General features: G+C 74.5%; 22 protein-coding genes. 12 read left to right on the top strand and 10 right to left on the bottom strand.

Annotation, left to right across the window (positions count from 1 at the left end):
* Positions 1 to 71: 71 nt before the first annotated feature.
* The 3 genes from ACFP3U_RS19740 to ACFP3U_RS19730 all read left to right on the top strand — a co-directional run bounded on the left by ACFP3U_RS19740 (position 72) and on the right by ACFP3U_RS19730 (position 2,034).
* A complete protein-coding gene (locus ACFP3U_RS19740; protein ID WP_380226892.1) occupies positions 72 to 833 on the top strand; it encodes a lasso peptide biosynthesis B2 protein in 762 nt (253 codons plus the stop codon).
* A complete protein-coding gene (locus ACFP3U_RS19735) occupies positions 826 to 1,374 on the top strand; it encodes a GNAT family N-acetyltransferase (protein WP_417466416.1) in 549 nt (182 codons plus the stop codon). Before ACFP3U_RS19740 ends, ACFP3U_RS19735 begins: the two co-directional genes overlap by 8 nt.
* A gap of 189 nt (positions 1,375 to 1,563) precedes the next feature.
* Complete coding sequence (locus ACFP3U_RS19730; RefSeq protein ID WP_380226890.1) at positions 1,564 to 2,034, top strand: NUDIX domain-containing protein; 471 nt, start codon at positions 1,564 to 1,566, stop codon at positions 2,032 to 2,034.
* Here ACFP3U_RS19730 and ACFP3U_RS19725 read toward each other — a convergent pair.
* Complete coding sequence (locus ACFP3U_RS19725) at positions 2,022 to 2,756, bottom strand: TetR/AcrR family transcriptional regulator (protein ID WP_380226889.1); 735 nt, start codon at positions 2,754 to 2,756, stop codon at positions 2,022 to 2,024. The two genes, ACFP3U_RS19730 and ACFP3U_RS19725, sit on opposite strands and share 13 nt — an antisense overlap.
* A 106-nt stretch (positions 2,757 to 2,862) precedes the next feature.
* Between ACFP3U_RS19725 and ACFP3U_RS19720 the strand changes: the two genes are divergently transcribed.
* Positions 2,863 to 3,801, top strand: a complete 939-nt coding sequence (locus ACFP3U_RS19720) for an NmrA family NAD(P)-binding protein (protein WP_380226888.1) — start codon at positions 2,863 to 2,865, stop codon at positions 3,799 to 3,801.
* Between the two features lie 102 nt (positions 3,802 to 3,903).
* On the opposite strand, the gene ACFP3U_RS19715 is transcribed toward ACFP3U_RS19720, so the two are convergent.
* On the bottom strand, positions 3,904 to 7,179 hold the full coding sequence (locus ACFP3U_RS19715; RefSeq protein ID WP_380226897.1) for an AMP-binding protein: 3,276 nt from the start codon (positions 7,177 to 7,179) through the stop codon (positions 3,904 to 3,906).
* 106 nt (positions 7,180 to 7,285) lie between these two features.
* On the opposite strand from ACFP3U_RS19715, the gene ACFP3U_RS19710 reads away from it, so the two are divergent.
* The 7 genes from ACFP3U_RS19710 to ACFP3U_RS19680 all read left to right on the top strand — a co-directional run bounded on the left by ACFP3U_RS19710 (position 7,286) and on the right by ACFP3U_RS19680 (position 14,131).
* Entirely contained in the window at positions 7,286 to 8,563 is a 1,278-nt protein-coding gene (locus ACFP3U_RS19710) for an ABC transporter substrate-binding protein (RefSeq protein ID WP_380226887.1), read from the top strand.
* Positions 8,560 to 9,480 carry a carbohydrate ABC transporter permease gene (locus ACFP3U_RS19705; protein WP_380226886.1) on the top strand — a complete coding sequence of 307 codons (921 nt, stop codon included), beginning with the start codon at positions 8,560 to 8,562 and terminating at the stop codon, positions 9,478 to 9,480. Before ACFP3U_RS19710 ends, ACFP3U_RS19705 begins: the two co-directional genes overlap by 4 nt.
* Positions 9,477 to 10,310, top strand: a complete 834-nt coding sequence (locus ACFP3U_RS19700) for a carbohydrate ABC transporter permease (RefSeq protein ID WP_380226885.1) — start codon at positions 9,477 to 9,479, stop codon at positions 10,308 to 10,310. Before ACFP3U_RS19705 ends, ACFP3U_RS19700 begins: the two co-directional genes overlap by 4 nt.
* Before the next feature lie 9 nt (positions 10,311 to 10,319).
* Positions 10,320 to 11,519 (top strand): ABC transporter ATP-binding protein, encoded by a 1,200-nt coding sequence (locus ACFP3U_RS19695; RefSeq protein WP_380226884.1) that lies wholly within the window; start codon positions 10,320 to 10,322, stop codon positions 11,517 to 11,519.
* A gap of 105 nt (positions 11,520 to 11,624) precedes the next feature.
* Complete coding sequence (locus ACFP3U_RS19690) at positions 11,625 to 11,891, top strand: GlsB/YeaQ/YmgE family stress response membrane protein (RefSeq protein WP_380226883.1); 267 nt, start codon at positions 11,625 to 11,627, stop codon at positions 11,889 to 11,891.
* 152 nt (positions 11,892 to 12,043) lie between these two features.
* Positions 12,044 to 12,784, top strand: coding sequence for a polyprenol monophosphomannose synthase (locus tag ACFP3U_RS19685; RefSeq protein WP_380226881.1), 741 nt, complete (start codon positions 12,044 to 12,046; stop codon positions 12,782 to 12,784).
* Positions 12,785 to 12,874: 90 nt separating this feature from the next.
* A complete protein-coding gene (locus tag ACFP3U_RS19680) occupies positions 12,875 to 14,131 on the top strand; it encodes an FUSC family protein (RefSeq protein WP_380226880.1) in 1,257 nt (418 codons plus the stop codon).
* Positions 14,132 to 14,161: 30 nt separating this feature from the next.
* Here ACFP3U_RS19680 and ACFP3U_RS19675 read toward each other — a convergent pair whose 3' ends face one another.
* The 6 genes from ACFP3U_RS19675 to ACFP3U_RS19650 all read right to left on the bottom strand — a co-directional run bounded on the left by ACFP3U_RS19675 (position 14,162) and on the right by ACFP3U_RS19650 (position 19,111).
* Positions 14,162 to 14,611 (bottom strand): SRPBCC domain-containing protein, encoded by a 450-nt coding sequence (locus tag ACFP3U_RS19675; RefSeq protein WP_380226879.1) that lies wholly within the window; start codon positions 14,609 to 14,611, stop codon positions 14,162 to 14,164.
* Between the two features lie 4 nt (positions 14,612 to 14,615).
* Positions 14,616 to 15,089: a VOC family protein gene (locus ACFP3U_RS19670; protein ID WP_380226878.1), complete on the bottom strand. Its 474-nt coding sequence runs from the start codon at positions 15,087 to 15,089 to the stop codon at positions 14,616 to 14,618.
* A gap of 118 nt (positions 15,090 to 15,207) precedes the next feature.
* Entirely contained in the window at positions 15,208 to 16,539 is a 1,332-nt protein-coding gene (locus ACFP3U_RS19665) for a cryptochrome/photolyase family protein (RefSeq protein WP_380226877.1), read from the bottom strand.
* 128 nt (positions 16,540 to 16,667) lie between these two features.
* Positions 16,668 to 17,036: a PRC-barrel domain-containing protein gene (locus ACFP3U_RS19660; protein ID WP_380226876.1), complete on the bottom strand. Its 369-nt coding sequence runs from the start codon at positions 17,034 to 17,036 to the stop codon at positions 16,668 to 16,670.
* A gap of 168 nt (positions 17,037 to 17,204) precedes the next feature.
* Entirely contained in the window at positions 17,205 to 18,020 is an 816-nt protein-coding gene (locus tag ACFP3U_RS19655; RefSeq protein WP_380226875.1) for a class I SAM-dependent methyltransferase, read from the bottom strand.
* A gap of 53 nt (positions 18,021 to 18,073) precedes the next feature.
* Positions 18,074 to 19,111: a BadF/BadG/BcrA/BcrD ATPase family protein gene (locus ACFP3U_RS19650; RefSeq protein WP_380226874.1), complete on the bottom strand. Its 1,038-nt coding sequence runs from the start codon at positions 19,109 to 19,111 to the stop codon at positions 18,074 to 18,076.
* Positions 19,112 to 19,506: 395 nt separating this feature from the next.
* Between ACFP3U_RS19650 and ACFP3U_RS19645 the strand changes: the two genes are divergently transcribed.
* Positions 19,507 to 20,463, top strand: a complete 957-nt coding sequence (locus ACFP3U_RS19645) for an ArsR/SmtB family transcription factor (protein WP_380226873.1) — start codon at positions 19,507 to 19,509, stop codon at positions 20,461 to 20,463.
* Between the two features lie 79 nt (positions 20,464 to 20,542).
* On the opposite strand, the gene ACFP3U_RS19640 is transcribed toward ACFP3U_RS19645, so the two are convergent.
* Together ACFP3U_RS19640 and ACFP3U_RS19635 are read right to left on the bottom strand one after the other, a co-directional pair.
* Positions 20,543 to 22,030 carry a SulP family inorganic anion transporter gene (locus tag ACFP3U_RS19640; RefSeq protein WP_380226872.1) on the bottom strand — a complete coding sequence of 496 codons (1,488 nt, stop codon included), beginning with the start codon at positions 22,028 to 22,030 and terminating at the stop codon, positions 20,543 to 20,545.
* A 113-nt stretch (positions 22,031 to 22,143) separates the two neighbouring features.
* A complete protein-coding gene (locus ACFP3U_RS19635) occupies positions 22,144 to 22,746 on the bottom strand; it encodes a carbonic anhydrase (protein WP_380226871.1) in 603 nt (200 codons plus the stop codon).
* Between the last annotated feature and the right edge of the window lie 693 nt (positions 22,747 to 23,439).

Below are 23,439 nucleotides of genomic sequence, written 5' to 3'. Positions count from 1 at the left end.
AACCCGAACACCCGTACTGATCCCAAGTCCCGTGGCGGGTTTGGGGATCGCTTCTCATACCCCTACGAGGGATGACTCTCATGCATAGCCGTCCGGGGTTCGTCACCATGCCCGGTCACGTGCGCGCTGCCGATTTCGGGCACGTCCTCGTTCTCATCGACTATCACTCCGGCAGAGTCCAAGGTCTGCTCCCTGCGGCCGCCGAACGCTTCCGCGAGGCTGCCCCCGTCGGCCAGTCGTATCCGCTCGGCGAAGGCCTCTGCGCCCAGCTCCTGGCAGCCAGGCTCCTCGTACCTACCGATACGGCTTCTCCTTGGCAACTGATCGCCGCCCACTCCGCGCGGTCAAGCTGGGGCAGCACAGAACACGCCGCCGGCGCCACTCGTCCGCTCCCGGTTTCCCCGCAACGCCTCCTGGGTGCCACAAGCGCGCTCATCGCGGTGTCATCGGTCAAGGCAGCCGGGAACAGGCGGGCAGCGACGAGGCGAATCGTCCGCACCTTAGAACTCGCTGCGTCAACCGCACTCCGTCCGGCTACCCCGGAGGAGGTACATGTCACCGTCAACGCGATCCGGGCGGCCGGATGGTACTCACCGGGCCGTACGGCCTGTCTTGAGGAATCGGCGGCTGTCGTCCTCTCGCTGGCCGCCCGACGGCGCTCTGTGGCGTGGTGCCACGGCATCGCCGCCGACCCGGTGCGGATGCACGCTTGGGTGCAAACTGAGGACGGCACAGCCGTCGGCGAACCAGCCTCGACTCTCGCCTATACCCCCGTCCTCGTCATTGGAGCCCACCATCACCACCGAAACCGACCCGATCATCTGGATCCGTGACTCCGCCTGTGGCCTCGGGCCGTACCGGGGCGACCTCGTCGAGACGTACTGGCGCTGGGAGCAGGATCCGGCGTTGCTCGTGGGGTACGGGCGGCAGCAGCCGGAGTCGCTGGAGGCCCGCGTGGAGGGGATGGCGGCGCAACTCCGGGGGGACAACATCCGGTTCACCGTCTACGACCTGGCGGGCGACGCCGCCGTGCCGGTCGGCGTCGCCACGCTGCTGCCGGACCACGCCGTTCGCACAGCCGAGTACGTGGTGATGCTGGCGCCGGAGGCGCGGGGACGAGGCTTGGGGACGGCGGCGACCCGGCTCGTGCTGGACTACGCGTTCCACATCAGCGATCTGCGTATGCTCTGGCTCAAGGTGCTGGCACCGAACCGGCCGGCTGTCCGGGCGTACGAGAAGGCGGGGTTCCGGACCGTCGGCGCCCTGCGGCAGGCGGGGTACTGGCTCGGGCAGGTCTGTGACGAGGTTGTCATGGACGCCCTCGCTTCGGAGTTCGGTGGTCCGTCGGTCGTGGAACCCCTGACGAGATCCTGATGGATCGTCATTGATCGTTTGCCCGAGCGATAGTGGCCGTGCCAACGGCCCTTTGCTCAACGGGTCGTTCGACTCGTGCCCGTGAATCTGGACGTACGACGGGCAGATGTGGGGGCGATGTTCGACACCTGCGCTTCGAGCTTCGGTGCGGCGTGGAGCGCAGCGCGACCAGTCGAGGAGAGCTGAGACATGGCACGGACCGAGTTCTTCGACGACCCCGGTGCGCCTGAGCCGAATCGGCTGGTGGTGGCGGCTTCCGCCGTTGTCACGGATGAGGCGGGGCGCGTTCTGCTTCAGCGGCGGACCGACAACGGGTTGTACGCGCTACCGGGTGGGGCGATGGACCTTGGGGAGTCGCTTCCGGGGGCGGCGGTCAGGGAGGTTCGTGAGGAGACCGGGCTCGATGTGGAGGTCACTGGGCTCGTCGGCATGTACACCGATCCGCGGCATGTGATCGCCTACTCGGACGGGGAGGTGCGGCAGCAGTTCAACGTCTGCTTCACCGCGCGTGTCACGGGTGGGGAGCTTCGGATCTCCGACGAGTCGACCGACCTCCGGTTCGTCGCTCCCGATGACATCGGCGACCTACCGATGCACCACACTCAGCAGCTCCGGCTTCGGCACTTCCTGGAGCACCGGGCGACTCCCTACCTGGGGTAGTCCGCGAGGCGGCGGCGGCGGGCGCGCTGGCGGCAGGTGGGGCCGCAGTAGCGGACCGGGCGGCCGGTGGGGTGGATCGTGAGGGCGGCTCCGCACTCCTCGCAGTGGGCGGCTCCGGGCCGGTCACGGAAGGCCGGATGTTCCGTGACCGAAACCGGGGTCCGCAGCCCGTCCAGGGTCAGCCGGACGAGGGTGAGGCCCGCCGGGCGGTCGCGGCGGGTGGTGAGCATCGAGACGCATCCGACGCCGAGGGCGATGACATCGTCGGGGACGAGGTCGGCGCGGACGCCGCCCGCTCGCTGGGCCGCGTGCAGCAGCGCCGTCAGGACCTGGCGGAACCGCAGCAGCGAGGCCGTCAGCACCGGGCGCGGCCAGCTCGCGTCGTCGGCGGCCACGACCTCGCAGATCTGCCCGCGCCTGCTGGACAGTTCGATCACGTCCTGCACGAAGCCGAAGAAGGCCTCGGTCGGCGCGTACCGGGCGGTCCGTCGCTCGCCGGCGGCGACCAGGTCGTCCAGGTGTTGGGCGAACACCGCCTCCAGGAGTGCCTGTTTGCTCGGGAAGTGCCGGTAGACGGTGCCGGCGCCGAGGCCCGCGCGGCGGGCGACCTCGCCGAGCGGGACGTCGAACCCCTGCTCGGCCATCGCCTCGACGGCGGCGGCCAGCACCTTGGCCCGGTTGCGGCGGGCGTCCGCCCGGTCGCCGCCGATCACTGTCGTCATGTCACGAAACCCCTTGTGCGTCGGCCGAAACGGGTTGCAGTGTTCCAGATACCCCGGATTCACCGCATCATTCCGCAGCCATCGGTCCGGGGAGAGGGAGAGCAACATGACTACCGACAACGACACCGAAACGGCGTGGGGCGTCGTCGCCGTGAGCGGCGCAACCGGGAAGCAGGGCGGCGCGACGGCACGCCGGCTGCTGGCGGGCGGCCGCCCCGTGCGCGCGCTGGTCCGGGACGTGACCGCACCCGCCGCCGTGGCGCTCGCGGAGGCCGGGGCCGAGCTGGTCCTCGCCGACCTCGACGACCCGTCGAGCCTCGGACGGGCCCTGGCCGGTGCCGCCGCGCTGTTCGCCGTGCCACCGACGGTCTACGGGCCCGCGGGCGACAACGAGGAACTGGAGTTCGCCCGCGGCCGGGCCCTGGCCGACGCCGCCGCCGAGGCCAAGGTCCGCCAGGTGGTGTACACCGGCGTCGCCTCGACCACCGGCACGGCCTTCGCCGCCCCCGGGAAGCGCCGGACGGAGCGGTACCTGCGCGAGCGGATCGAGCAGGTGACGGTGCTGCGGCCGGTGCGGTTCATGACGAACTACCTCGGGCTGGCCGGCATCGGCCTCGACGGGTTCGCCGACGGCGTGAACCGGCACCTCTTCCCGCCGGACGAGCCCATGCAGATCATCGCGCTGGAGGACATCGCCGAGTTCGCCGCCCTGGCCTTCGAGCAGCCGGACCGGTTCGCCGGGCGGACGCTGGAACTGGCCGGCGACGCCCCGACGCCGGTCGAGGCCGTCGCCGCGATCGGGGCCGCGACCGGCCTCGCGCTCCGCTACGAGCAGTTCACCCACGAGGAGGCGGCGGCGTTGAATCCGGAGCTCGCCATGGTCCGGCAGCAGTGGGCCGCGGGCCACCGCTGGCGGGCCGACATCGAGGCGCTGCGGGTGATCCACCCCGGGCTGCGCACCCTGGCGGACTGGCTCGCCGAGGGCGGCGCCGCCGCGCTGCGCACCCGGCTCCTCGCCACCGCCGGTGCGGGGTCGAGGGCCTGACGCGTCGCCGAGGGGGCACGAGTGACCCCGTGGTGTGCCCTGCCCTCGTCGGGCAGGGCACACCACGAAGCCGGCTCAGCGGTCGGGAGCGGTCCGGCCCGGTCAGCCGCCGGCGGCCTCCGTGATGCGGGCTTCGAGGGCGGCGGCGAGGGACTCGACGGCGGCCGGGGTGAAGGCGTGCTCGTTGTAGCGGAGCCAGCAGACCAGGGAGCCGTCGGGCTGTTCGGTGGCGGCGAGTTCGGGGACGTGCCGGTCGCCGCCGGGCAGCGGGTAGGGGACGGTGGCGCCACGCGGGACCTCCCAGGCGGTGCAGGCCAGGCCGGGGAGTTGGGCGGGGGCGTTCCAGGCCTCGTAGCGGAGCCAGGCGGCGAACGGGACCAGGGGGCTGAACTCGGCGAAGGGGTAGAGCTGGTGGTCCAGGGCCGCGGTGGCGGTGTCGCGGACGCGGGCGAGGAGTTCGGCGAAGCCGGGTGCACCGGAGGCGTCGACCCGTAGGAGGAGGGACTGCACGAAGCAGCCGACGGCCTGTTCCGCCTCGGGGGTGGTGCGGCCGGGGACGGGGGTCATCAGGACGAGGTCCTGCTGGCCGCTGCGTTCGGCGAGCAGGCCGAGCCAGACGGTGGCGAGCGCCTGGAAGGGGGTGGCGCCGGCTTCGGCGGCCCGGGCGCGCAGGGCCGCGGCGCGGGCGGCGGGGACGGTGAGGCGGTGGGCGGCACTGAGGACGGTCTCGGTGTCGGCGCGCCCGGGGAAGGGGTGCACGGCCTCGGGCGCGCCGGCGAGGGTGCGGGCGAAGTGGGCGCGGGAAGCCGGCCACCGGGCGTTGGCGCGGGCGACCAGTTCGCCGAGCGGGGGCATCGGCCGGGGCGGGGGCGCGGGTCGGCCGCGGCGCAGCGCCGAGTAGACGACGCCGAGGTCGCGCAGCAGGACGCCGACCGACCAGCCGTCGCCGACGATGTGGTGGACGGCGAGCAGGACGGCGTGGTCGTCGGGGCCCCGGCTGACCACGGCGAGGCCGGTCATCGGGCCTTCGCCAACGTCGGTGAGCCGGTCCCGGACGGCGATCAGCCGGGCCGACACCTCGTCGTCGCTCGCGCCCGGGGCGTCGACCAGGATCGCCTCCACCTCCGGCTCGGGGTCGACGACGGCGCGCCGGACGCCCGGGGCGCCGGGGACGGGGACGAAGCGGGTGCGCAGCGCGGGGTGGCGGCGGACGGCCTCGTGCAGGGCCTCGGTCAGCAGGGCGAGGTCCAGTGGTTCGGTGACGCGGAACATGACGGCGACGGAGCCGACGTTGCGGCCCTCGGCCTCGGCCATCCAGCGCAGGAAGTTCTCCTGCTGGGAGGTGAGCGGGATGTCGTGGGGCTGGGCGCGCAGCTCGCGGAGGAAGGGCGAGAGGGAGGGCGAGGGGAAGGGCGAAAGCTCGCCCTCGGCGGGCGGGAGGGGCGCGTCCGCCGGCCGAGGGGCGTCGGCGAGCCAGGCGGCCTGGGCGCGCAGCGAGGGGCGTTCGAAGACCAGGGCGGTGCTGGCGGTGACGCCGAACTCGGCGGCGACGGCGGCGGCGAGCTGGACGGCGCGGAAGGAGTCGCCACCGAGGGCGAAGAACTCGTCCTCGACGGCCTCGACCGGTCGGCCGAGGACCTTGCTCCAGACGGCGGCGAGGGCGCGTTCCTGCGCGGTACCGGGCGGCGTACCGCCGGTGCGGACGCCGGCGCCGGCGCGGTCGTCGGCTTCCTGGAAGCGGGCGCGCAGTTCGTGCTTGACGACCTTGCCGCTGGGGTTGCGCGGCAGCCGGTCGGTGACCAGGATCCGGACCGGCAGTTCGGCCCGGCCGAGGCGGGCGGCGAGGAAGAGCCGCAGTTCGTCGAGGTCGAGCCCGTCGGCGGCGGGGACGACGGCGGCCACCGGCACGGCGCCCATGACGGGGTGCGGCAGGCCGAGCGCGGCAGCGTCGGCGACCTGCGGGTGGGCGTGCAGGACGTCCTCGATGCGCAGCGTGGAGACCTTGAGGGCGCCGGACTTGATGATGTCGCTCTCCCGGTCGACCAGGTACAGGTAGCCGTCGGCGTCGAGCCGGCCGAGGTCGCCCATCCGCACCCAGCCGTCCCGGAAGACGGCCGCCGAGGCCCGCGCGCCGGCGGTGTAGCCACGCGGCGGGCCGGGCTGGTGCAGCCAGACCTCGCCGGTCTCGCCCGTCCCGACCGGTTGCCCGTCCGGTCCGAGCAGTCGCAGGTCGCCCGGGTTCGCGGGGCGGCCGACCGAGCCGGGCCGTCGGGCGTCGACGACGGCGGAGATCTGGGCGGGGGACGCCTCGGCCGAGGTGTAGGTGTTGACCAGGGTCGCGGCGGGCAGGGCCGCGCGCAGGGCGGTGGCGACGGGGGCGGGCAGCGCGGCGGCGGAAGAGCTGATCAGCAGGACGCTGCTGAGGTCGTACCGTTCGGGGACGCCGGAGTCGAGCAGTTCGACGGCCATCGACGGCACCAGGAAGACGGTGCCCACGCGGTGCTCGGCGACGGTCCGGCCGAACTCCTCGGCGTCGAAGCGCGGCAGGCAGATCGTGGCGGGCGCGGCGACCAGGGCGTTGACCAGGACGACCTGGGCGGCGTTGGTGCCGATCGGGAAGGCGTGCACGGCGTGCGCGGAGTGGGCGTACGGGCGCGGGCGCGGGTCGAGCCGCTGGCCGGCGGTCAGGCTGGCGTGGGCGGCGTGTACGCCCTTGGGCGCGCCGGTGGTGCCGGAGGTGCCGATCACCTGGGCGAGGTCGCCGGGGGCGGGGCGGTGCGGCGGCTCCTCGGGACCATCGCCGGTCAGCAGGTCCGCGAGGGTCAGGGCGGGGACGCCGGCGGCGGACGCCCGCTCGTCGTCGGCCGCGAGGGCGACCGCGAGGGTGGCCCCGCCGTCGCCCGCCAGCCGCGCGGTGTCCTCGGCGCCGAGGTCCTCGCGGGCGACGACGGCCGCCGCGCCGGCGTAGTGCGTGGCGAGGAAGGCCACCGCGTAGTCGTCCCAGGCCCGGTTGGGGAGGAGCAGCAGCACCCGTCCACCGGGCCGGACGCCCGCCCGGGCGAGCCCGTGGGCGGCGCGCACCGCCCGCTCCCGCCACGTCCGGTAGTCGAGCACCGGGCGCCCGGGGACCAGCAGCGCGGGCCGGTCGGGGTGGCGGGCCGCCCGGTCGTCGAGCAGGTCGGGCAGGGTGAGCGCGTCGAGCGCCGGAGCCGCGGTGGGAGCCGCGGCGGGCGCGGCGCTGACGGTGGATCGGGTGCTGATGACGACTCCCGGAAGAGGCCAGGACGGGGCGCGGCCGATCGGCCGGACGGGTGGCTGGTCCAGACCGTAGCGGCTCCCCGCCGTCGCCCGCCAGAGCCGCCCGGCCCCGATCTTCACCAAACGCGCACGCTGGGCCTTTGGAAGGACGGGGCGGATGTCGCACCGTCAGATCGAAGGCCCCGAGCGGCAAGCGGCCTAAGGTCGGTCCGCCGGAGGGAGAGGCATGCCGAGACCGCACCACCGGGCCGCCGTCGCCCTGCTGCTCCTGCTCGCCTGGACGCTCGCCGCCTGCGGCAGCGGCAACGGCAGCGGCTCCGGGGGCGCCGGCCCGGTCGTCCTCGACTGGTACAACTTCCCCGACGACTCGGGCGCGCTCCAGCAGGCCGCGGACACCTGCGGCCGGAGCTCCGGCGGGCGCTGGTCGATCCGCTACAACAAGCTGCCGCGCACCGCCGACGGCCAGCGCCAGCAGTTGGTGCGCCGGATGGCCGCGCACGACGACGGCGTGGACATCATGGGCCTGGACGTCACCTGGACGCCGGAGTTCGCCGAGGCCGGCTGGGCCCGCGAGTGGACCGGCGCGCTGCGCGAGCGGGCGAGCGAGGACACCCTGGCCGCCGCGCTGCGCACGGCCACCTGGCAAGGCCGGCTGTACGCCGTCCCCTACAACTCCAACACCCAACTGCTCTGGTACCGCGACGATCTGGTGTCCGCGCCGCCCGCGACCTGGGCCGAGCTGCTCGACACCGCGCGCGGGCTGGCCGAGCGGGGCGGGCCGCACTTCGTCGAGGTGCAGGGCGCGCAGTACGAGGGTCTGACGGTCTGGTTCAACACCCTCGTGACCAGCGCGGGCGGCTCGATCCTCACCCCGGACGCGACGGCGCCCTCGCTCGGCGAGCCGGCCGTCGCCGCCGCGCGGGTGGTCCGGGACCTCGCCCGCTCCCCCGCCGCCGACCCGTCCCTGTCCAACCAGATGGAGGACCAGAACCGGCTGGCGATGGAGTCCGGGACGGCCGCCTTCGAGCTCAACTACCCCTTCGTCTACCCGTCGATGAAGGAGAACCAGCCCGAGCTGTTCCGGCACTTCCGCTGGGCGCCCTACCCGTCCGTCGTCCCCGGGCGGCCGGCGACCGTCACCATCGGCGGCATCGACCTCGCCGTCGGCGCCTACTCCGACCACCCGGAGGCGGCCCAGGAGGCCGTCCTCTGCCTGCGCAACCGCGAGAACCAGCTGACCAACGCGCTGAAGGGCGGCCTGCCGCCCTCGCTGCGCAGTCTGTACACCGCCGCCGAACTCACCGACAGCTACCCGTTCGCGGCGGACGTGCTGGCGGCCCTGGACTCCGCCTCGGTGCGGCCGCAGACGCCCGCGTACCAGAACGTGTCGATCGCCGTCGCGCACGCCCTCTCCCCGCCGTCGGAGGTGGACCCGGAGCGCACGGTCGCCGACCTGGCCGGGCAGATCAGGGACGCGCTCGGCTCGAAGGGGTTGATCCCGTGACCACCACGACGGACCGGGGCAAAACCGCCGGCCGGCTCTCCGAGGGATCGCGGCAGGAGCGCCGGCTCGGCTGGCTGCTCTGCGCCCCCGCCGTCCTGGTGATGCTGCTCGTGACGGCCTACCCGGTCGGCTACGCGGTCTACCTCTCCTTCCAGCGCTACGACCTGCGCTTCCCGGACCGCTCGGCCTTCGTCGGGCTCGCCAACTACGGCGCCGTGCTGTCCTCCCCGTACTGGTGGCAGGCGCTCGGGGTGACGGTGCTGATCACCGTCGTCTCGGTGGCGATCGAGCTGGTGCTGGGCCTGGCGCTGGCGCTGGTGATGCACCGGGCGGTGTTCGGGCGCGGGCTGGTGCGCACGGCGGTGCTGGTGCCGTACGGCATCGTCACGGTGGTGGCCGCCTACTCGTGGCAGTACGCGTGGACGCCCGGCACCGGCTACCTGGCGGCGCTGCTGCCGGAGGGCAGCGCGCCGCTGACCGAGCACTGGCCGGCGATCGGCCTGATCGTCCTCGCCGAGGTGTGGAAGACCACGCCGTTCATGGCCCTGCTCCTGCTGGCGGGGCTGGCCCTGGTGCCGGCCGAGACGGTGCGGGCCGCGATGGTCGACGGCGCCGGCGCCGGGCAGCGGCTGCGGCTGGTGGTGCTGCCGCTGATGAAGCCGGCGATCCTGGTGGCGCTGCTGTTCCGCACCCTGGACGCGTTCCGGATCTTCGACAACATCTACGTGCTGACCGGCGGCGCCAACGACACCGGCTCGGTCTCGATCCTCGGCTACGACAACCTGTTCACCGCGCTCAACCTGGGCATCGGCTCGGCGATCTCGGTGCTGGTGTTCCTGTGCGTGGCGGCGATCGCGCTGATCTTCGTCAAGTTCTTCGGCGCCGCCGCGCCCGGCGGTTCGGCGGAGGGCCGGTGACCGCCCGGCAGGCCAGGACGCGCACCGGCTGGGGGCTGGTCAACCTGGTGGTGGTGCTCTACGCGCTGTTCCCGGTCTGGTGGATCGCCGCGCTCTCCTTCAAGGACCCGGCCACCCTGACCGACGGCGCGTTCGTACCGCGCGACTGGACGCTGGAGAACTACCGCGGCATCTTCCGCACCTCGGAGTTCACCCGGGCGCTGCTCAACTCGATCGGCGTCGCGGTGATCGCCACCACCGTCGCCGTCGTGCTCGCCACCATGGCGGCGTACGCGGTGGCCCGGCTGCGCTTCCCCGGCAAGCGGCTGCTGATCGGGATGTCGCTGCTGATCGCGATGTTCCCGCCGATCTCGCTGGTCTCGCCGCTGTTCGACATCGAGCGGGCGCTGGGGCTCTTCGACACCTGGGCCGGGCTGATCATCCCGTACATGACCTTCTCGCTGCCGCTGGCGATCTACACCCTGTCGGCGTTCTTCCGGGAGATCCCGTGGGAGCTGGAGAAGGCCGCCAAGATGGACGGCGCGACGCCCGCCCAGGCGTTCCGGCTGGTGATCGCCCCGCTGGCGGCGCCCGGTGTGTTCACCACCGCCATCCTGGTCTTCATCTTCTGCTGGAACGACTTCCTGTTCGCGATCTCGCTGACCTCCACGGACGCCGCGCGCACCGTGCCGGCCGCGATCGCCTTCTTCACCGGCAGTTCCCAGTTCCAGCAGCCGACCGGCTCGATCGCCGCCGCGGCCGTGGTGATCACGGTGCCGATCGTGCTGTTCGTGCTGTTCTTCCAGCGCCGCATCGTGGCCGGCCTGACCGCCGGCGCAGTGAAGGGATGACGCGGACCGATGGCGGAGATCGTCCTGGAGGGCATCACCAAGCGCTACCCCGACGGCTCGGTGGCCGTCCGCGCGCTCGACCTGACCGTCGCGGACGGCGAGTTCGTGATCCTGGTCGGCCCCTCGGGCTGCGGGAAGTCCACCACCCTGAACATGATCGCGGGCCTGGAGGACATCACCGACGGCACCCTGCGGATCGGCGGGCGGGTGGTCAACGACCGGGCGCCCAAGGACCGGGACATCGCGATGGTCTTCCAGAGCTACGCGCTGTACCCGCACATGACCGTGCGGCAGAACATGGGCTTCGCGCTGCGCCTGGCCAAGGCCGACAAGGCGGTGATCGCCGCCAAGGTCGAGGAGGCGGCCCGGATCCTCGACCTCACCGAGCACCTCGACCGCCGGCCGGCCCACCTCTCCGGCGGCCAGCGCCAGCGCGTCGCGATGGGCCGGGCGATCGTCCGCGACCCCAAGGCCTTCCTGATGGACGAGCCGCTCTCCAACCTGGACGCCAAGCTGCGGGTGCAGATGCGCACCCAGATCTCCCGGCTCCAGCGCCGGCTCGGCACCACCACCGTCTACGTCACCCACGACCAGGTCGAGGCGATGACGCTCGGCGACCGGGTGGTGGTGCTCCGCGCGGGCGTGGTCCAGCAGGTCGGCGCGCCGCAGCAGCTGTACGACGCCCCGGCCAACCTGTTCGTCGCCGGGTTCATCGGCTCGCCCGGGATGAACCTGCTGAGCGGCCGGCTGGAGGAGGACACCCTGCGCACCGCGCTCGGCGACCTGCCGGTGGACGACCGGCTGCGCCGGCGGCTCACGGCGGCGGACGCGCCGCGCGAGGTGGTGGTCGGCATCCGCCCGGAGCACTTCGAGGACGCCGCGCTGCTGGAGCATCCGACGGGCGGGGCGCGCGTCACGGTCGGGGTGGAGGTGGTCGAGTCGGTGGGCTCGGACGTGTTCGTGCACTTCACCGTCGGGGGCGACGCGATCCCCGGTGACGCGATCGCCGGCGGCGGGCTGGAGGAGGTCGACGCCCGGCGGGCCGAGGCGGGCGCGGGCGCGCCCGGGCGGGAGGTGGTGGCCCGGATCGGGACGGCCACCCGGGCCGCCGAGGGCGCCCCGCTGGAGCTGTGGATCGACACCGGGCGGTTGCACGTCTTCGACCCGGCCACCGGGGCGGCGCTGAGCGGTGGGGAACCGTCCCGGTGAGCACCGGCGACGGGGAGCGGCTTGGAGCCGCGGCCGGCGTCTGGACGTGCCGGGCCGGGCGGATCGGGCGATCATGAGGGAACGCGCCTCGAAAGGTGGAATGCGATGTTCCAGCTGCTGTGGATTCTGCTCATCGGCTTCGTGCTCGGCCTGATCGCCAAGCTGCTCCTGCGCGGCCCGCAGGCCATCCCGTGGTGGCTGACCATGCTGCTCGGCGCCGCCGGGGCGTGGCTGGGCAACGCGGTGTCCGGCTGGGTCGGCGTCCGGAACACCTCCGGCATCGACTGGATCCGCCATCTGCTCCAACTCGGCTTCGCCGTCGCCCTGATCGGCATCGTCGCGCCCGCCTGGAGCACCCGCCGGTCCAGGTGACGGACCGGCGGCGGCCAACCGAACGGGAACGGGCAAGAACCGGGTGAGAGACCGGGTGGTGGTCCGGCGCGACGGCGTTCGAAGCGGCGCGGATAGACTCGCACGGCCGTCCCGCCGACGGCCGAAACGCCGAACTCGCGAGGGAACAGAACATGGTCGAGGCCGCCCCGAAGGTCGTTGTGGTCGTGCCCACCTACAACGAGCGGGAGAACCTGCCGGTCCTCGCCGGCCTGCTGGCCGACCTCGACCTGCCGAACCTGCACCTGCTGGTGGTCGACGACAACTCCCCCGACGGCACCGGCGAGGTCGCCGACAAGCTGGCCGCCGAGTCCGAAGACCGGATCCGGGTGCTGCACCGCACCGAGAAGGACGGCCTCGGCCGCGCATACGTGGCCGGAATGACCCTGGCCCTGGAGCAGGGCGCCGACGTGGTCGTCCAGATGGACGCCGACCTGTCCCACCCGGCCGCCGTCCTGCCGCTCATGGTCGAGACCCTGCTGGCCGACGACACCGCCGTGGTGCTCGGCTCCCGGTACGTCCCCGGCGGGTCGACCGCCGAGGAGTGGCCGTGGCACCGCAAGGCGCTCTCCGCCTGGGCCAACCTCTACGTGAACACCATCCTCGGCCTGGGTGTGCGGGACGCCACCGCCGGTTACAAGGCCTGGAAGGCGCAGACCCTGCGGGCCATCGACCTGCCGTCGGTGGAGAGCAACGGGTACTCGTTCCAGGTCGAGCTGAACCACCGGGTGGTGCAGCGCGGACTGACCATCAAGGAGGTGCCGATCCGCTTCGAGGAGCGGATCGAGGGCGCGTCCAAGATGAGCCTCGGGGTGCAGGTGGAGTCGGCGCTCGCGCCGTGGAAGCTGCTGCGCGAGGGGCGCGGCAAGCGGTGACCCCGGCCCGCGAGGGCCGCGGCAGGCGGTGACCCCGGCCCGCGCGGACCCCGCCCCGGTGGGAACCGCGACACGGGGAAGGAGGTGCGCATGGCTCTGTTACCGGACTCCCTCGCCGGCCTGCTGCGCCGCGCCGCCCGCGACCCCTTCGCCGTCCAGACGGCCCGGGCGACCGTCGCCGCCACCCTCTCCTACCTGGTGGCGACCTGGCTCAGCACCGAACCGGCCCCGCTGACGGCCCCGCTGACCGCGCTGCTGGTCGTCCAGGTCACCGTCTACTCGACCCTCACCACCAGCATCCGCCGGGTGAACTCGGTGGTCGTCGGCGTGCTGATCGCGATCGGCTTCAGCTCGGTGGTCGGGCTCTCCTGGTGGAGCCTCGGGCTGATCATCCTGGCCTCGCTGGTGATCGGCCGGTTCGTCCGGGTGGACGAGTTCGTCCAGGAGGTCGCGATCAGCGCGATGCTGATCCTGGGCGTCACCAAACTCGCCTCCCAGGCCTGGGACCGGGTGCTGGAGACCCTGATCGGCGCGGGCGTCGGCCTGCTGTTCAACCTGCTGTTCGCCCCGCCGGTCTGGGTGGACACCGCCGGCGCGTCCATCGAGGACCTGGCCCGCCGGGCCCGCCACCTGCTGGTCGACCTCGCCGACCAGCTGGGCCGGCCCACCGAGGTCGCGGACGCCACCGAACGCCTGCACGAGGCCCGCCGGCTGGACCAGGCGATCGCCGACGTCGACGCGGCGCTGCGCCAGGCCGAGGACAGCCTCAAGTTCAACCCCCGGATCAGCGAGGGGCTGCTCTCCCGGCTGGTGCTGCGCACCGGGCTGGACACCCTGGAGATCTGCGTGGTGGTGATCCGGGTGATCTCCCGCTCGCTCACCGACCTCGCCAAACGCCGCGCGCCCGGCGAACCGCTGGTGGCACCGGGCCTCGCGGTGGCGATGGAGGAGTTGCTCGCCCACGTCGGCGGCGCGCTGGTGAGCTTCGCCGTGCTGGTCACCACCCAGGTCAGCCGGAACGCCGAGGAGGCCGAGGAGCGCCTCACCGCCGAGCTGACGGCCGCCTGGGCGAGCCGGGAGAACGTCGCCCGGCTGCTGCTGGAGCAGGTGCGGGCCGACCCGGAGGCCTGGCACCTGCTCGGCTCGCTGCTGACCGAGGTCGACCGGATCCTCGACGAACTGGACCTGGAGCACCGCTCCCGGCGGCTGATGGAGGGGCTGGACCGGGCGTCGGTGGCGAGCCGGGAGCGCTTCTCCCGGCTCGGCCGACTGCGCCGGTGGGTCCGCGGCGAGCGCCCTGCTCTGGCCCGCGTCCGCCGCCGGCGCAAGCGCTCGCGGGCGGGCTGACGTCACGGGAGGGCTGACATCACGGCCGGGTCAGGGCATCTCCCAGGGGTCCTGCGGGAGGGGGTGGCCGGTCTCCAGGTAGGTCTTCAGGTTGGACAGCACCGCCGACCAGCCTGCCTCGGCGTTGGCGCGCTCGGCCTCGTCGGCCAGGTTCTCGTGGGTGACGGTGAGCCGGGTGAGGTCCCGGTGGGAGCGGAGCTCGAAGGTCACCCGGGACGGTCCGGCGGGGCGCCGCTCGCCGGGGCCTGCCCAGGTGGTGACCAGGAGGCGCGGACGGTCGGCCGCCTCGACGGTGCCGACGACGTCGGCGGTGCCGGAGCCGTCGATGCGCTGGTGCTCCCAGCCGGCGCCCGGCAGCCAGGTGGAGACGTTGCGGTGGCCCCAGTAGAGGCCGGACTCGTCGGCGTTGGTGAGGGCGTGCCAGACCCGCTGCGGGGTGGCGTGCAGGTAGGAGATGTGGCGGTAGGCGGGGGCGGCCACGGGCTCAGCCCTCGGCGGCGTCGAGCAGGCGCTGGATGTCGATCCGGCGCATCTCCAGCATCGCGGTGGTGACCCGCGCGGCCTTGGCCCGGTCCGGGTCGGAGACCAGGTCGATCAGCACCTGGGGCGTGATCTGCCAGGACAGGCCCCAGCGGTCCTTGAGCCAGCCGCACGGCCCCTCCTGGCCGCCGCCCTCCAGCAGCGCCGCCCAGAGCCGGTCCACCTCCGCCTGGTCGTCGCAGTGCACCTGGAGCGAGACGGCCTCGGTGAACGGGAAGAGCGGGCCGCCGTTGAGGGCGACGTAGGGGCGGCCGTCGAGTTCGAAGGCGACGGTCAGCACGGTGCCGGGCGTGCCGGGGCCCGCCTCGGTGTAGTGGGTGACGCCGGTGATCCGCGAGTCGGGGAAGACCGAGGTGTAGTGGCGGACGGCCTCCTCGGCCTGGTCGTCGTACCAGAGGCAGGGTGTGATCTGCTGCATGGAGCCGACGGTAGCGGCGGGCCCCGGCCGGGGGGCCGCGCCACGGCCGGGAGTCACCGGTTCGGCGCCCCCGGCCACGGCGGTGCGCGGGATCAGTCCACGGCGCGGGCGCCCGGGATCAGTCCAGGTCGCGGGCGCGGCGCAGGCGTGCGGAGAGGGCCGCCGGGTCCACGATCGGCTCCGGGTAGCCGGCCGGGCGCTCGTCCAGCAGCCACGGGCGGTGCACCTTCCGCCCCGCGACGTGCGCCAGCTCCGGGACCCAGCGCCGGACGTAGGCGCCGTCCGGGTCGAGCCGGTCGGCCTGGGCCAGCGGGTTGAGCACCCGGTTCGGGCGGGTGTCCGTCCCGGTGCCCGCCACCCACTGCCAGTTGAGCTGGTTGTTCGCCAAGTCCCCGTCCACCAGCAGCCGCAGGAAGTGGCGGGCGCCGATCCGCCAGTCCCGGTAGAGCGTCTTGGTGAGGAAGGAGGCGGCGACCAGCCGGGCGCGGTTGTGCATCCAGCCCTCCCGGGCGAGCTGGCGCATGCCCGCGTCGACCAGCGGGAACCCGGTCCGGCCCTGGCGCCAGGCGGTGCACTCCTCCTCGTCCTCCGGCAGCCACCGGTCGCCGCGGTCGCGGTAGTCGTGCCGCGCGGACAGCGGGCGGGCGGCGAGCACCTGGTGGTGGAAGTCGCGCCAGACCAGCTGGCGGACGAACGCCTCGGCGCCGTCGCCGCCCCGGCGGGTCGCGGCGGCGGCCAGCTCGTTGGCGGAGAGGCAGCCGAAGTGCAGGTACGGGGAGAGGCGCGAGGTGCCGTCGGCGGCGAGGTCGTCGTGCAGCTCGGCGTAGCGCTCCAGCGGGTAGCTCCGCCAGCGCCGGCGGCCCGCCCGCTCGCCGCCGGGCGGCAGTCCGGGCGATTCCGGTGCCGCAGTGGGGACGGGCTCGCTCGCGAGGCCGCCGGGCGTGCGGACGGCCTTCGGCGCGCGGAGGACGGTCCGGTGCGGCGCCTGCGACCAGGCACGGAAGTACGGGGTGAAGACGGCGTAGTGGTCCTTGCCGGCGGGCGTCACCGCGCCCGGTACGAGGGCGGTGAGGGAGCCGTCGTGGACGTGCAGGCGGTCGCCGAGCCCGGCGCGCAGCGCCCGCTCCCGTCGGTGGGCGAATCCGCTCACCCCGGCGGCCACGTGCACCGAGACGGCGTCCAGTTCGGCGGCCAGCCGGGCGGTGACGGAGGCGGCGGGGCCACGGCGCAGGACGAGCCGGCCGCCGAGCGGGCGCAGCGAGGCGTCCAGGTCGGTGAGGCAGTCGGCGAGGAAGGCGGCGCGGTTGGGTGCGGCGAATCCGGCGGCGTCGACGTCCGGGTCCAGGACGAAGAGCGGGACGACCTCGTCGGCGGCGGCGCAGGCGGCGTGCAGCACGGGGTTGTCGTGCAGCCGGAGGTCCTGGGTGAGCAGGGCGATGGCGACGGTCATGGCGTGGGCGAGCCTCCCACGGCGCGGGGGCGGCCGGCGGGTGGCACGCCGTGCGGCGTGGGCCGGGCGGTGTGGGCCGGGCGGTGTGGGCCGGGCGGTGTGGGCCGGGCGGTGTGGGCCGGGGGCGCTCAGCGCCGGGCCAGCCGCCGTTCCCCGCCCGCCCCGGTGGCGTACTCCAGCTTGTAGTGCGCGAACACCTCCGGCTCGCTCTCGGCCGGCAGCACGTCGTCGACCCCGATCGAGGGCGCCTGCTTGACCAGCGCCTTGGGGAACGCCACCCGTACGTACCCCGGCCCCAGCACCGCGCCGTCCAGTGGGACGAAGACCAGCCGGCGCTTGACGGCCAGCCCGATCGTGACCGTCGCGAAGTACGGCTGGTCACTGGCGGTCTCGACGTAGACGGACTCCAGCGTGCCGATCCGGTGGTCCTTCTCGTCCATGACGGCGTGGCCACGCCACTCCCTGATGTCGGCCGGAACGATCTCGGCGACGGCCATGGCAACCTCCCGTAGCCGCCCCACGGCGGCGGCGCCCCACTCCGGGCGGTACCCCGGACCCTCCCATCCTGCGCCGGTCCTCCCCCGTCCGCCCGCCGGGCCGCAGCCGCTGCGGATGCCGGGCCACGTTCCGCCCCAACCCGTGGCAAGGTGTGACGGCGCCGGCTGCTACGCGGGCTTGCTCGCGCGGATCGAGTACATCAGCGGGACCCGCGGGTGGCCGGGCGGGAAGCGGTAACCGCGGTCGTGCTCCAGGACCGGGAAGCGCGGGAACAGCGTGAAGTCGTGCTCGTGCAGGAACTCGACCCGCAGCCCCTCCGCCACCAGGGCGCTGAGCACCTCGCCCACCCCGTGCTGCCACTCGACGGTCATGGTGGCCCCCGAGGTCACCTCACCCTCGGTGTAGGTGCTGGGGTCGTCCCAGACCGTGGCCGCGCGGTTGAAGTAGTCGTACTCGACCGTCCGGCCGTCGTCGGCCAGGGTGTCGCCGAAGGGGTGGAACTCCGCCAGGTAGAGGAAGCCGCCCGGGGCGACCAGGGACGCGGCCGTCCGCGCCCAGCCGGCGATGTCCGGGAGCCAGCACAGGGCGCCCAGGCCGGTGTAGACGATGTCGAAGCGCTGCCCGTCGAGCGCCTCGACGGCCTTGTACACGTCGGAGACGACGAAGCGGGCGGTGTCCGCGCCGATCCGCCCGGCCAGGTCGGCGGCGACCTCCACCGCCGGCGCCGAGAAGTCCAGCCCGGTGACGGTGGCGCCGTGGCGGGACCAGGCCAGGGTGTCCAGGCCGATGTGGCACTGGAGGTGGAGCAGGGACTTCCCCGTGACATCACCGACCTCGGCCAGTTCGAAGGCCCGCAGTGCCTCCTTGCCGGCCACGAAGCCGGGGATGTCGTAGAACTCGCTGGCCGTGTGCACCGGGACGCGTCCGTCCCAGTTGGCGCGGTTGGTCGCCAGCCAGTCCTCGGGGGTGGAAGTCTTCTTCATACCGACCACGCTCCCAGAGCCCTGACCACTGCTCAAACGCTTTTTCGCCGCCGCTACGGACCGTCGGCGGGGAGGTCGAGGAGGTCCAGCAGCGGCGGGTCCAGCGGCCAGGGGAAGCCGGACGCGGTCGGGGCGGCCGACGCCGCCGCGGCGGCGAGGCGGAGGGCGCCGAGCAGGGGCGGGCCGTCCGGGGCGCGGAGGCGGGCGGCGGGGAGCCGGACGGCCAGCGCCCGCAGGGTCGCCCGCTGCACCTGGTCGAGCCGGAACAGGTCGCCGGTCAGGGCGAGCAGGGGCTCGCGGAGACCGGCCGCCCCGGCGGCGGCGGTCGCGGAGGCGGCGATCTCCTCCCCCGCCCGCCCGACCAGGCCGGCCGCCACCGGGCAGCCCGCCCCGGCCGCCGCGGCGACGTCCGGCGCGAACGCGGCGAGCAGCGCCGCCCGGTCCGGGCGCGGCTGGAGGGCCGCCGGGAGGCCGGTGACCGGGCCGTAGCGCCGCTCGGCCGCGGCCAGCAGGACGGGCGAACCCCCGTTGCGCCCGTCCTGCTGCCGCAGCGCCGCCTCCAGCCCGGCCCGGCCCAGCCAGCCGCCGCTGCCGCAGTCGCCCAGCAACTGGCCCCAGCCGTCCGCCCGGTGCCAGCCGCCGCCCGGGCGGTGGCCGATCGCGACCAGCCCCGTCCCGCCGGCCACGACCACCCCGGCGGCGGTCCCGAGGGCTCCCGCGTACGCCGTGATCGCGTCCCCCGCGAGCACCAGCCGCCGGGCCCCGGTGGCCCGGGCGAGCGGGCCGGGCAGCCGGTCGGCCAGGTCACGGCCGAGCAGGGCCATCCCGGCCGCGCCGACGGCGACCGCCCCGATCCGGGCCCCGTCCGGCAGGCCGGCGGCCAGTCCGTCGAGCGCGGGCAGCAGCCGGCCGAGCAGCGCCCCCGCCTCCAGCCCGCCCGCCCCGGCCGACACCCGGGCGGCCGTGGCCAGCTCGACCGTCCGCACCCCCGCCGGCCCGCCCGGCCACCCGGCGGGCGCCACCCCGACCCGGACCCCCGACCCGCCGACGTCCACCCCGACCACCCAGCACTCCCCCGCCGACCGCTCCACGCCGCCTCCTCCGCCGCCGCACCGGGAACCCGCCAGCTCCATGGTGCGCCGGAGGAGGGCCTGTCCGGTGGATCGTGGCACGCGCCCGGCAAGATCGGCCGGACAGGCCCTCGGGCCGTCGGTCGCGGTCGGGCCCGGTGGGGCGCGGCCGGTCGACCGGGCGGAGCGGGGTGGGCCCGCCCCCGGGGGCTCCGGTGGGGGGCGGTGGCCCCGGGGGCGGGCGATCACGACAATCTCCTTCGCCGTCACGGTCGTTCGGATCCGGCCGGTCCTTCGTCCCCCGGCCCGGATCCATGGAATCGCCCGCCGGGCGGCCGGGTCGAATGATTCGATGAGGATCGAATGCGCACACGGAGGGGACGCGGTTGCTTCGGATCGACTTGGATTCCCGGGCCTTGGCGAACACCCGGTTCGTGATCTCGCCGCTGCACGTCGCCACCGACGGTCTGTGGCTGCTCCACCCGTCGGCCGGGGCCGCCCGGCGCGGGCCGGGCGTGCTGGTCCGGGAGTCGGTGCGGGAGCGGCGGCTGGTCCTGTTGGAGTCCTTCTTCACGGGGGCGTGGTCGTACATCCCGGACTTCATCAATCCGCAGCCCGACCAGCACGAGGAATCACTCGAACGGGAGCTGCACGCCGTCGCGACCGTCGACCCCGCGCGGCTGGCGGGGGAGATCGGGGTGATGCTCGCGGGCGACGCCGGGATCGGCATCACCGGCGGCCGTGCTCCGCGCGCCCTGCTCCGGGCGCTCGACCGGGGCGAGGCGGACTTCGCCGAGCGGGTCGCGGCCGAGCTCCACCAGCTCTGGCAGGCCGCCGTCCTTCCGTACTGGCCCGCGCTGCGGGCCAGGATCGACGCCGACATCGCGCGGCGGGCCCAGACCGCCGCCCGCCAGGGCCTCGCGGGCATGCTCGCCGGTCTGCACCCGCGCGTCCGGTACGAGGAGGACGGCCTCCGGTTGGCCGTGGACGCCCGGGGCGAGATCTGTGCCTCCTCGCTCCAGTTGACGCCGGCGGTCTTCAGCTCCGATCTGCACATCGCCGTCGACCCGCTGCCCGGCAGCGGGCGGCAGCGGCCGATGATCCTCTACCCCGCCCTCCCGGGCCCCGACGCCGACCCCGGGCCGGCCCCGGCGCCGCCCGCCGGGGACCTGATCGGTGCGACCCGCGCCCGTATCCTCGGCGACCTGGAGACCCCCAGGAGCACCACCGAACTGGCCGAACGGCACTGGCTCGCCGCCAGCACCGTCTCGTACCACCTCGGCGTCCTGCACCGGGCGGGCCTGCTGGTGAAGACCCGCACCGGGCACCGGACCCTCTATCAGCGGACCCAACGGGCCGGCTCCCTCGGCTAGAGCCGGGGGCGGAACGGAACGGCCCCCGCCGCGGCGCCCAAGGGCGGCCGCGGCGGGGGTCAGGCGCAGTGACGTGGCGTCAGGCAGCAGCGGCGGGAAGGCCGACGAGTTCGGCGGAGCCGCTGCGGTTGTGGCGTTCCTGCCAGCTCTCCAGGGCGCTGCGGCAGGCGTGGTCCAGGTGGCGCACGCCGGCCAGGTCGAGGCGCACCGGGCGGTCCGCCGGCAGGTACTCCAGGGATTCGAGGGTCTCCAGCAGGCGGGGCAGCCGGAGGAAGGTGGCGTTGCCGTGGAGGGTGACCCGGACGGCGCCGTCCGGGAGTTCGGTGACCGCGACCTGGAGGTGGGAGGTGTCCCAGGCGCTCTTGAGCACCGCGAGGAGCAGGCCGAGCAGCACGCCTTCGAGCAGGTTGGTCAGCACGATGGCGGTGGCCGTGACCGCCAGGATCGCGGCCTCGCCGCGGTCGGCCCGCCAGAGCGGCCGCAGGGTCTTCAGCGGGATCAGCTTGCCGCCGGCGTGCACCAGGACGCCGGCCAGGGCGGCGAGCGGGATGGCGGCGAGCGCGGCCGGGATCAGGGCGGCGAAGAGCAGCAGCCACACGCCGTGGAGCACCCGGGAGGCCTTGGTGCGGGCGCCGGCCTGGACGTTGGCGGCGCTGCGGACGATCACCGCGGTCATCGGCAGGGCGCCGAGCAGGCCGCAGACGGTGTTTCCGACGCCCTGGGCGAGCAGTTCGCAGTCGTAGTCGGTGCGCGGGCCGTGGTGCAGGCGGTCGACGGCGGCCGCGCTGAACAGGCTCTCGGCCGAGGCGATCAGCGCGAAGGCGAGCGCCGTGCCGAGGACGCCGACGTTGCCGAGCGCGGCGAGGTCGGAGGCGCCGGGCAGGTCGATCACACCGGCGAGGCCGGCCACCTCGACCCGGGCGACGGGCAGGTCGAACAGGGCGGTGACGGCCGTCGCGGCGGCGACGGCGGCGAGCGGCGCCGGGACGATCCGGACCCGGGCGGGCAGGCGCGGCCAGAGCAGCAGGACGGCGATCGTGCCGGCGCCGATCGCGGCGGCGGCGAGCGCGCGCGGTTCGCCGGCGACGTCGGCGACCAGGCCGGGGAGTCCGGCGAGTTTGGCGGGTCCGCCGGCCGGGCCCTTGATGTCGGCCAGCGCGTAGAGCTGACCGGCTATCAGGATCAGGCCGATACCGGCGAGCATGCCCTGGACGACCGAGACGGAGATCGCCCGGAAGAGCCGGCCGAGGCGCGCGGCGCCCATGGCGAGCTGGAGCAGGCCGGCGGCGGCGGTGATGACGCCGAGGGTGGCGAGGCCGTGTTCCTGGACGGCGGCCAGGACCAGCACGGTCAGGCCGGCGGCGGGGCCGGACACCTGGAGGCTGCTGCCGGGCATCAGCCCGGTGACCAGGCCGCCGACGATGCCGGTGACCAGGCCGAGTTCGGCCGGGACGCCGGAGGCGACGGCGACGCCCACGCAGAGCGGGAGGGCGACCAGGAAGACGACGAGGGAGGCGGGGAGGTCGGAGCGCAAAGTGCTCAGCCGAAGGGCGGGACGACGAGTCATCGGGTCCTCGGGAGAGTGGTGGTGCGGACGAGGGCGGTGGAGCGCGAAGCGGTGCTTCGGTGGGCGGCTCGAAGGCCGGCCGGGCGGAGGTGGGCCGTGGGCCACGGGCGGGCTCACAGGGGGAGGAACAGGCCGCTGTCGGCCCGGTGTTCGAGCACCAGGCCGGTGTGGATCTCGTAGAACCAGCCGCGCAGGCGTATCCGCCCCTCGCTCAGCCGTCGGGCGATGCCGGGGTAGCCGCGCAGCCGGTCGAGCTGGGTGAGGACGTGGCGCTGCACGGGGCCGGCGACCGTGGGGTCGAAGAGGTCGGCCGCGTCCGCGCGGAGCACGGCCTGGTCGGCGTGGCGCAGCCAGGCCCGGACGGCCGGCACCACGCTGAGGTCCTCGCCGCGGACCACGGCGCCGACGGCGCCGCAGTGCGAGTGGCCGCAGACGACGATGTCGCGCACCCCGAGCACCTCGACGGCGTACTCGATGGTGGCGGTCTCGCCCGAGGAGCCGTCGGCCCGGTACTCGGGGACGATGTTGCCCGCGGTGCGGAGTTCGAAGAGGTCGCCGGGGTCGGCGCTGGTGATCAGGGCCGGGACCACGCGGGAGTCGGAGCAGGTGATGAACAGGGCCTGCGGGGTCTGGCCGGCGGCGAGTCCGGTGAGTTCCCGGCCGGTGTCACCCGCGCGCTGCGGGAAGGCCCGGGCGCGGTCGATGAGCGGTTCCATAAGGGTGTTTGCCTCCTTCGGTGACCCTCTCGGCGCCGGCCGGGAGGGGCGGTGGACGGGCAGGCGCCGCGAACCGCATCGGTGACCCCGGGTGTACCGGTGGTCACCTGACGGAGCGTCAAGAGGAAGTAAAACACAGGCATGGGGAGGGTAAAAGCTCGTTCGATGTGAGGAGTGTGCCGATCCGGTTAACATCCTGTTGCCCCGAACGAAGTAGCGCCTTCCGCTCAGGAATCCGCAGGTCGGGAGGGTTGGTTCGACCGGAGAGCGATGAGTGCGCGTCGCCCCGTGCCCCCCCCCTCTCCCCAGGGCCCGCCCCCCCCGCGCGGGGCCCGCTGCCGTTGGGGAAGGGCGCCGGCCCGGGTGCCCTCGAGGGGCGGGCCGGGGCTCCCGGAGCATGGCCATCCTGCGTCGCCGGGGGTCTCGTCGGCGTCGGCCCTGTGCAGGCGTTCCCGGGTACTGCGGACGCAGCAGGGCGACCCGGACGGCGTAGTGCGCGGCCCGGTCGGCGCGGCCCTCGTCTCCTCCCCTCGACGGAGGGGCGCGCCGTGGGCGGGCCCCGGCGGCGGGCCCCGGCGGCGGGCCCCGGCGGCGGGCCCCGGCGGCGGGCCGGGGAACGGCGCTCCTCGGCCCGGGGATCGGGCCCGCGGGTCACCCGGGCGGAGGTGCGGAGGGGCCGTGCCCCGGCGGGCG

The organism is Kitasatospora misakiensis, from assembly GCF_042656005.1.
GTDB classification, from domain to species: Bacteria; Actinomycetota; Actinomycetes; order Streptomycetales; family Streptomycetaceae; genus Kitasatospora; species Kitasatospora misakiensis.
Note: the sequence above shows the minus strand (reverse complement) of the source record. Positions and strands in the feature narration are given on the sequence as shown.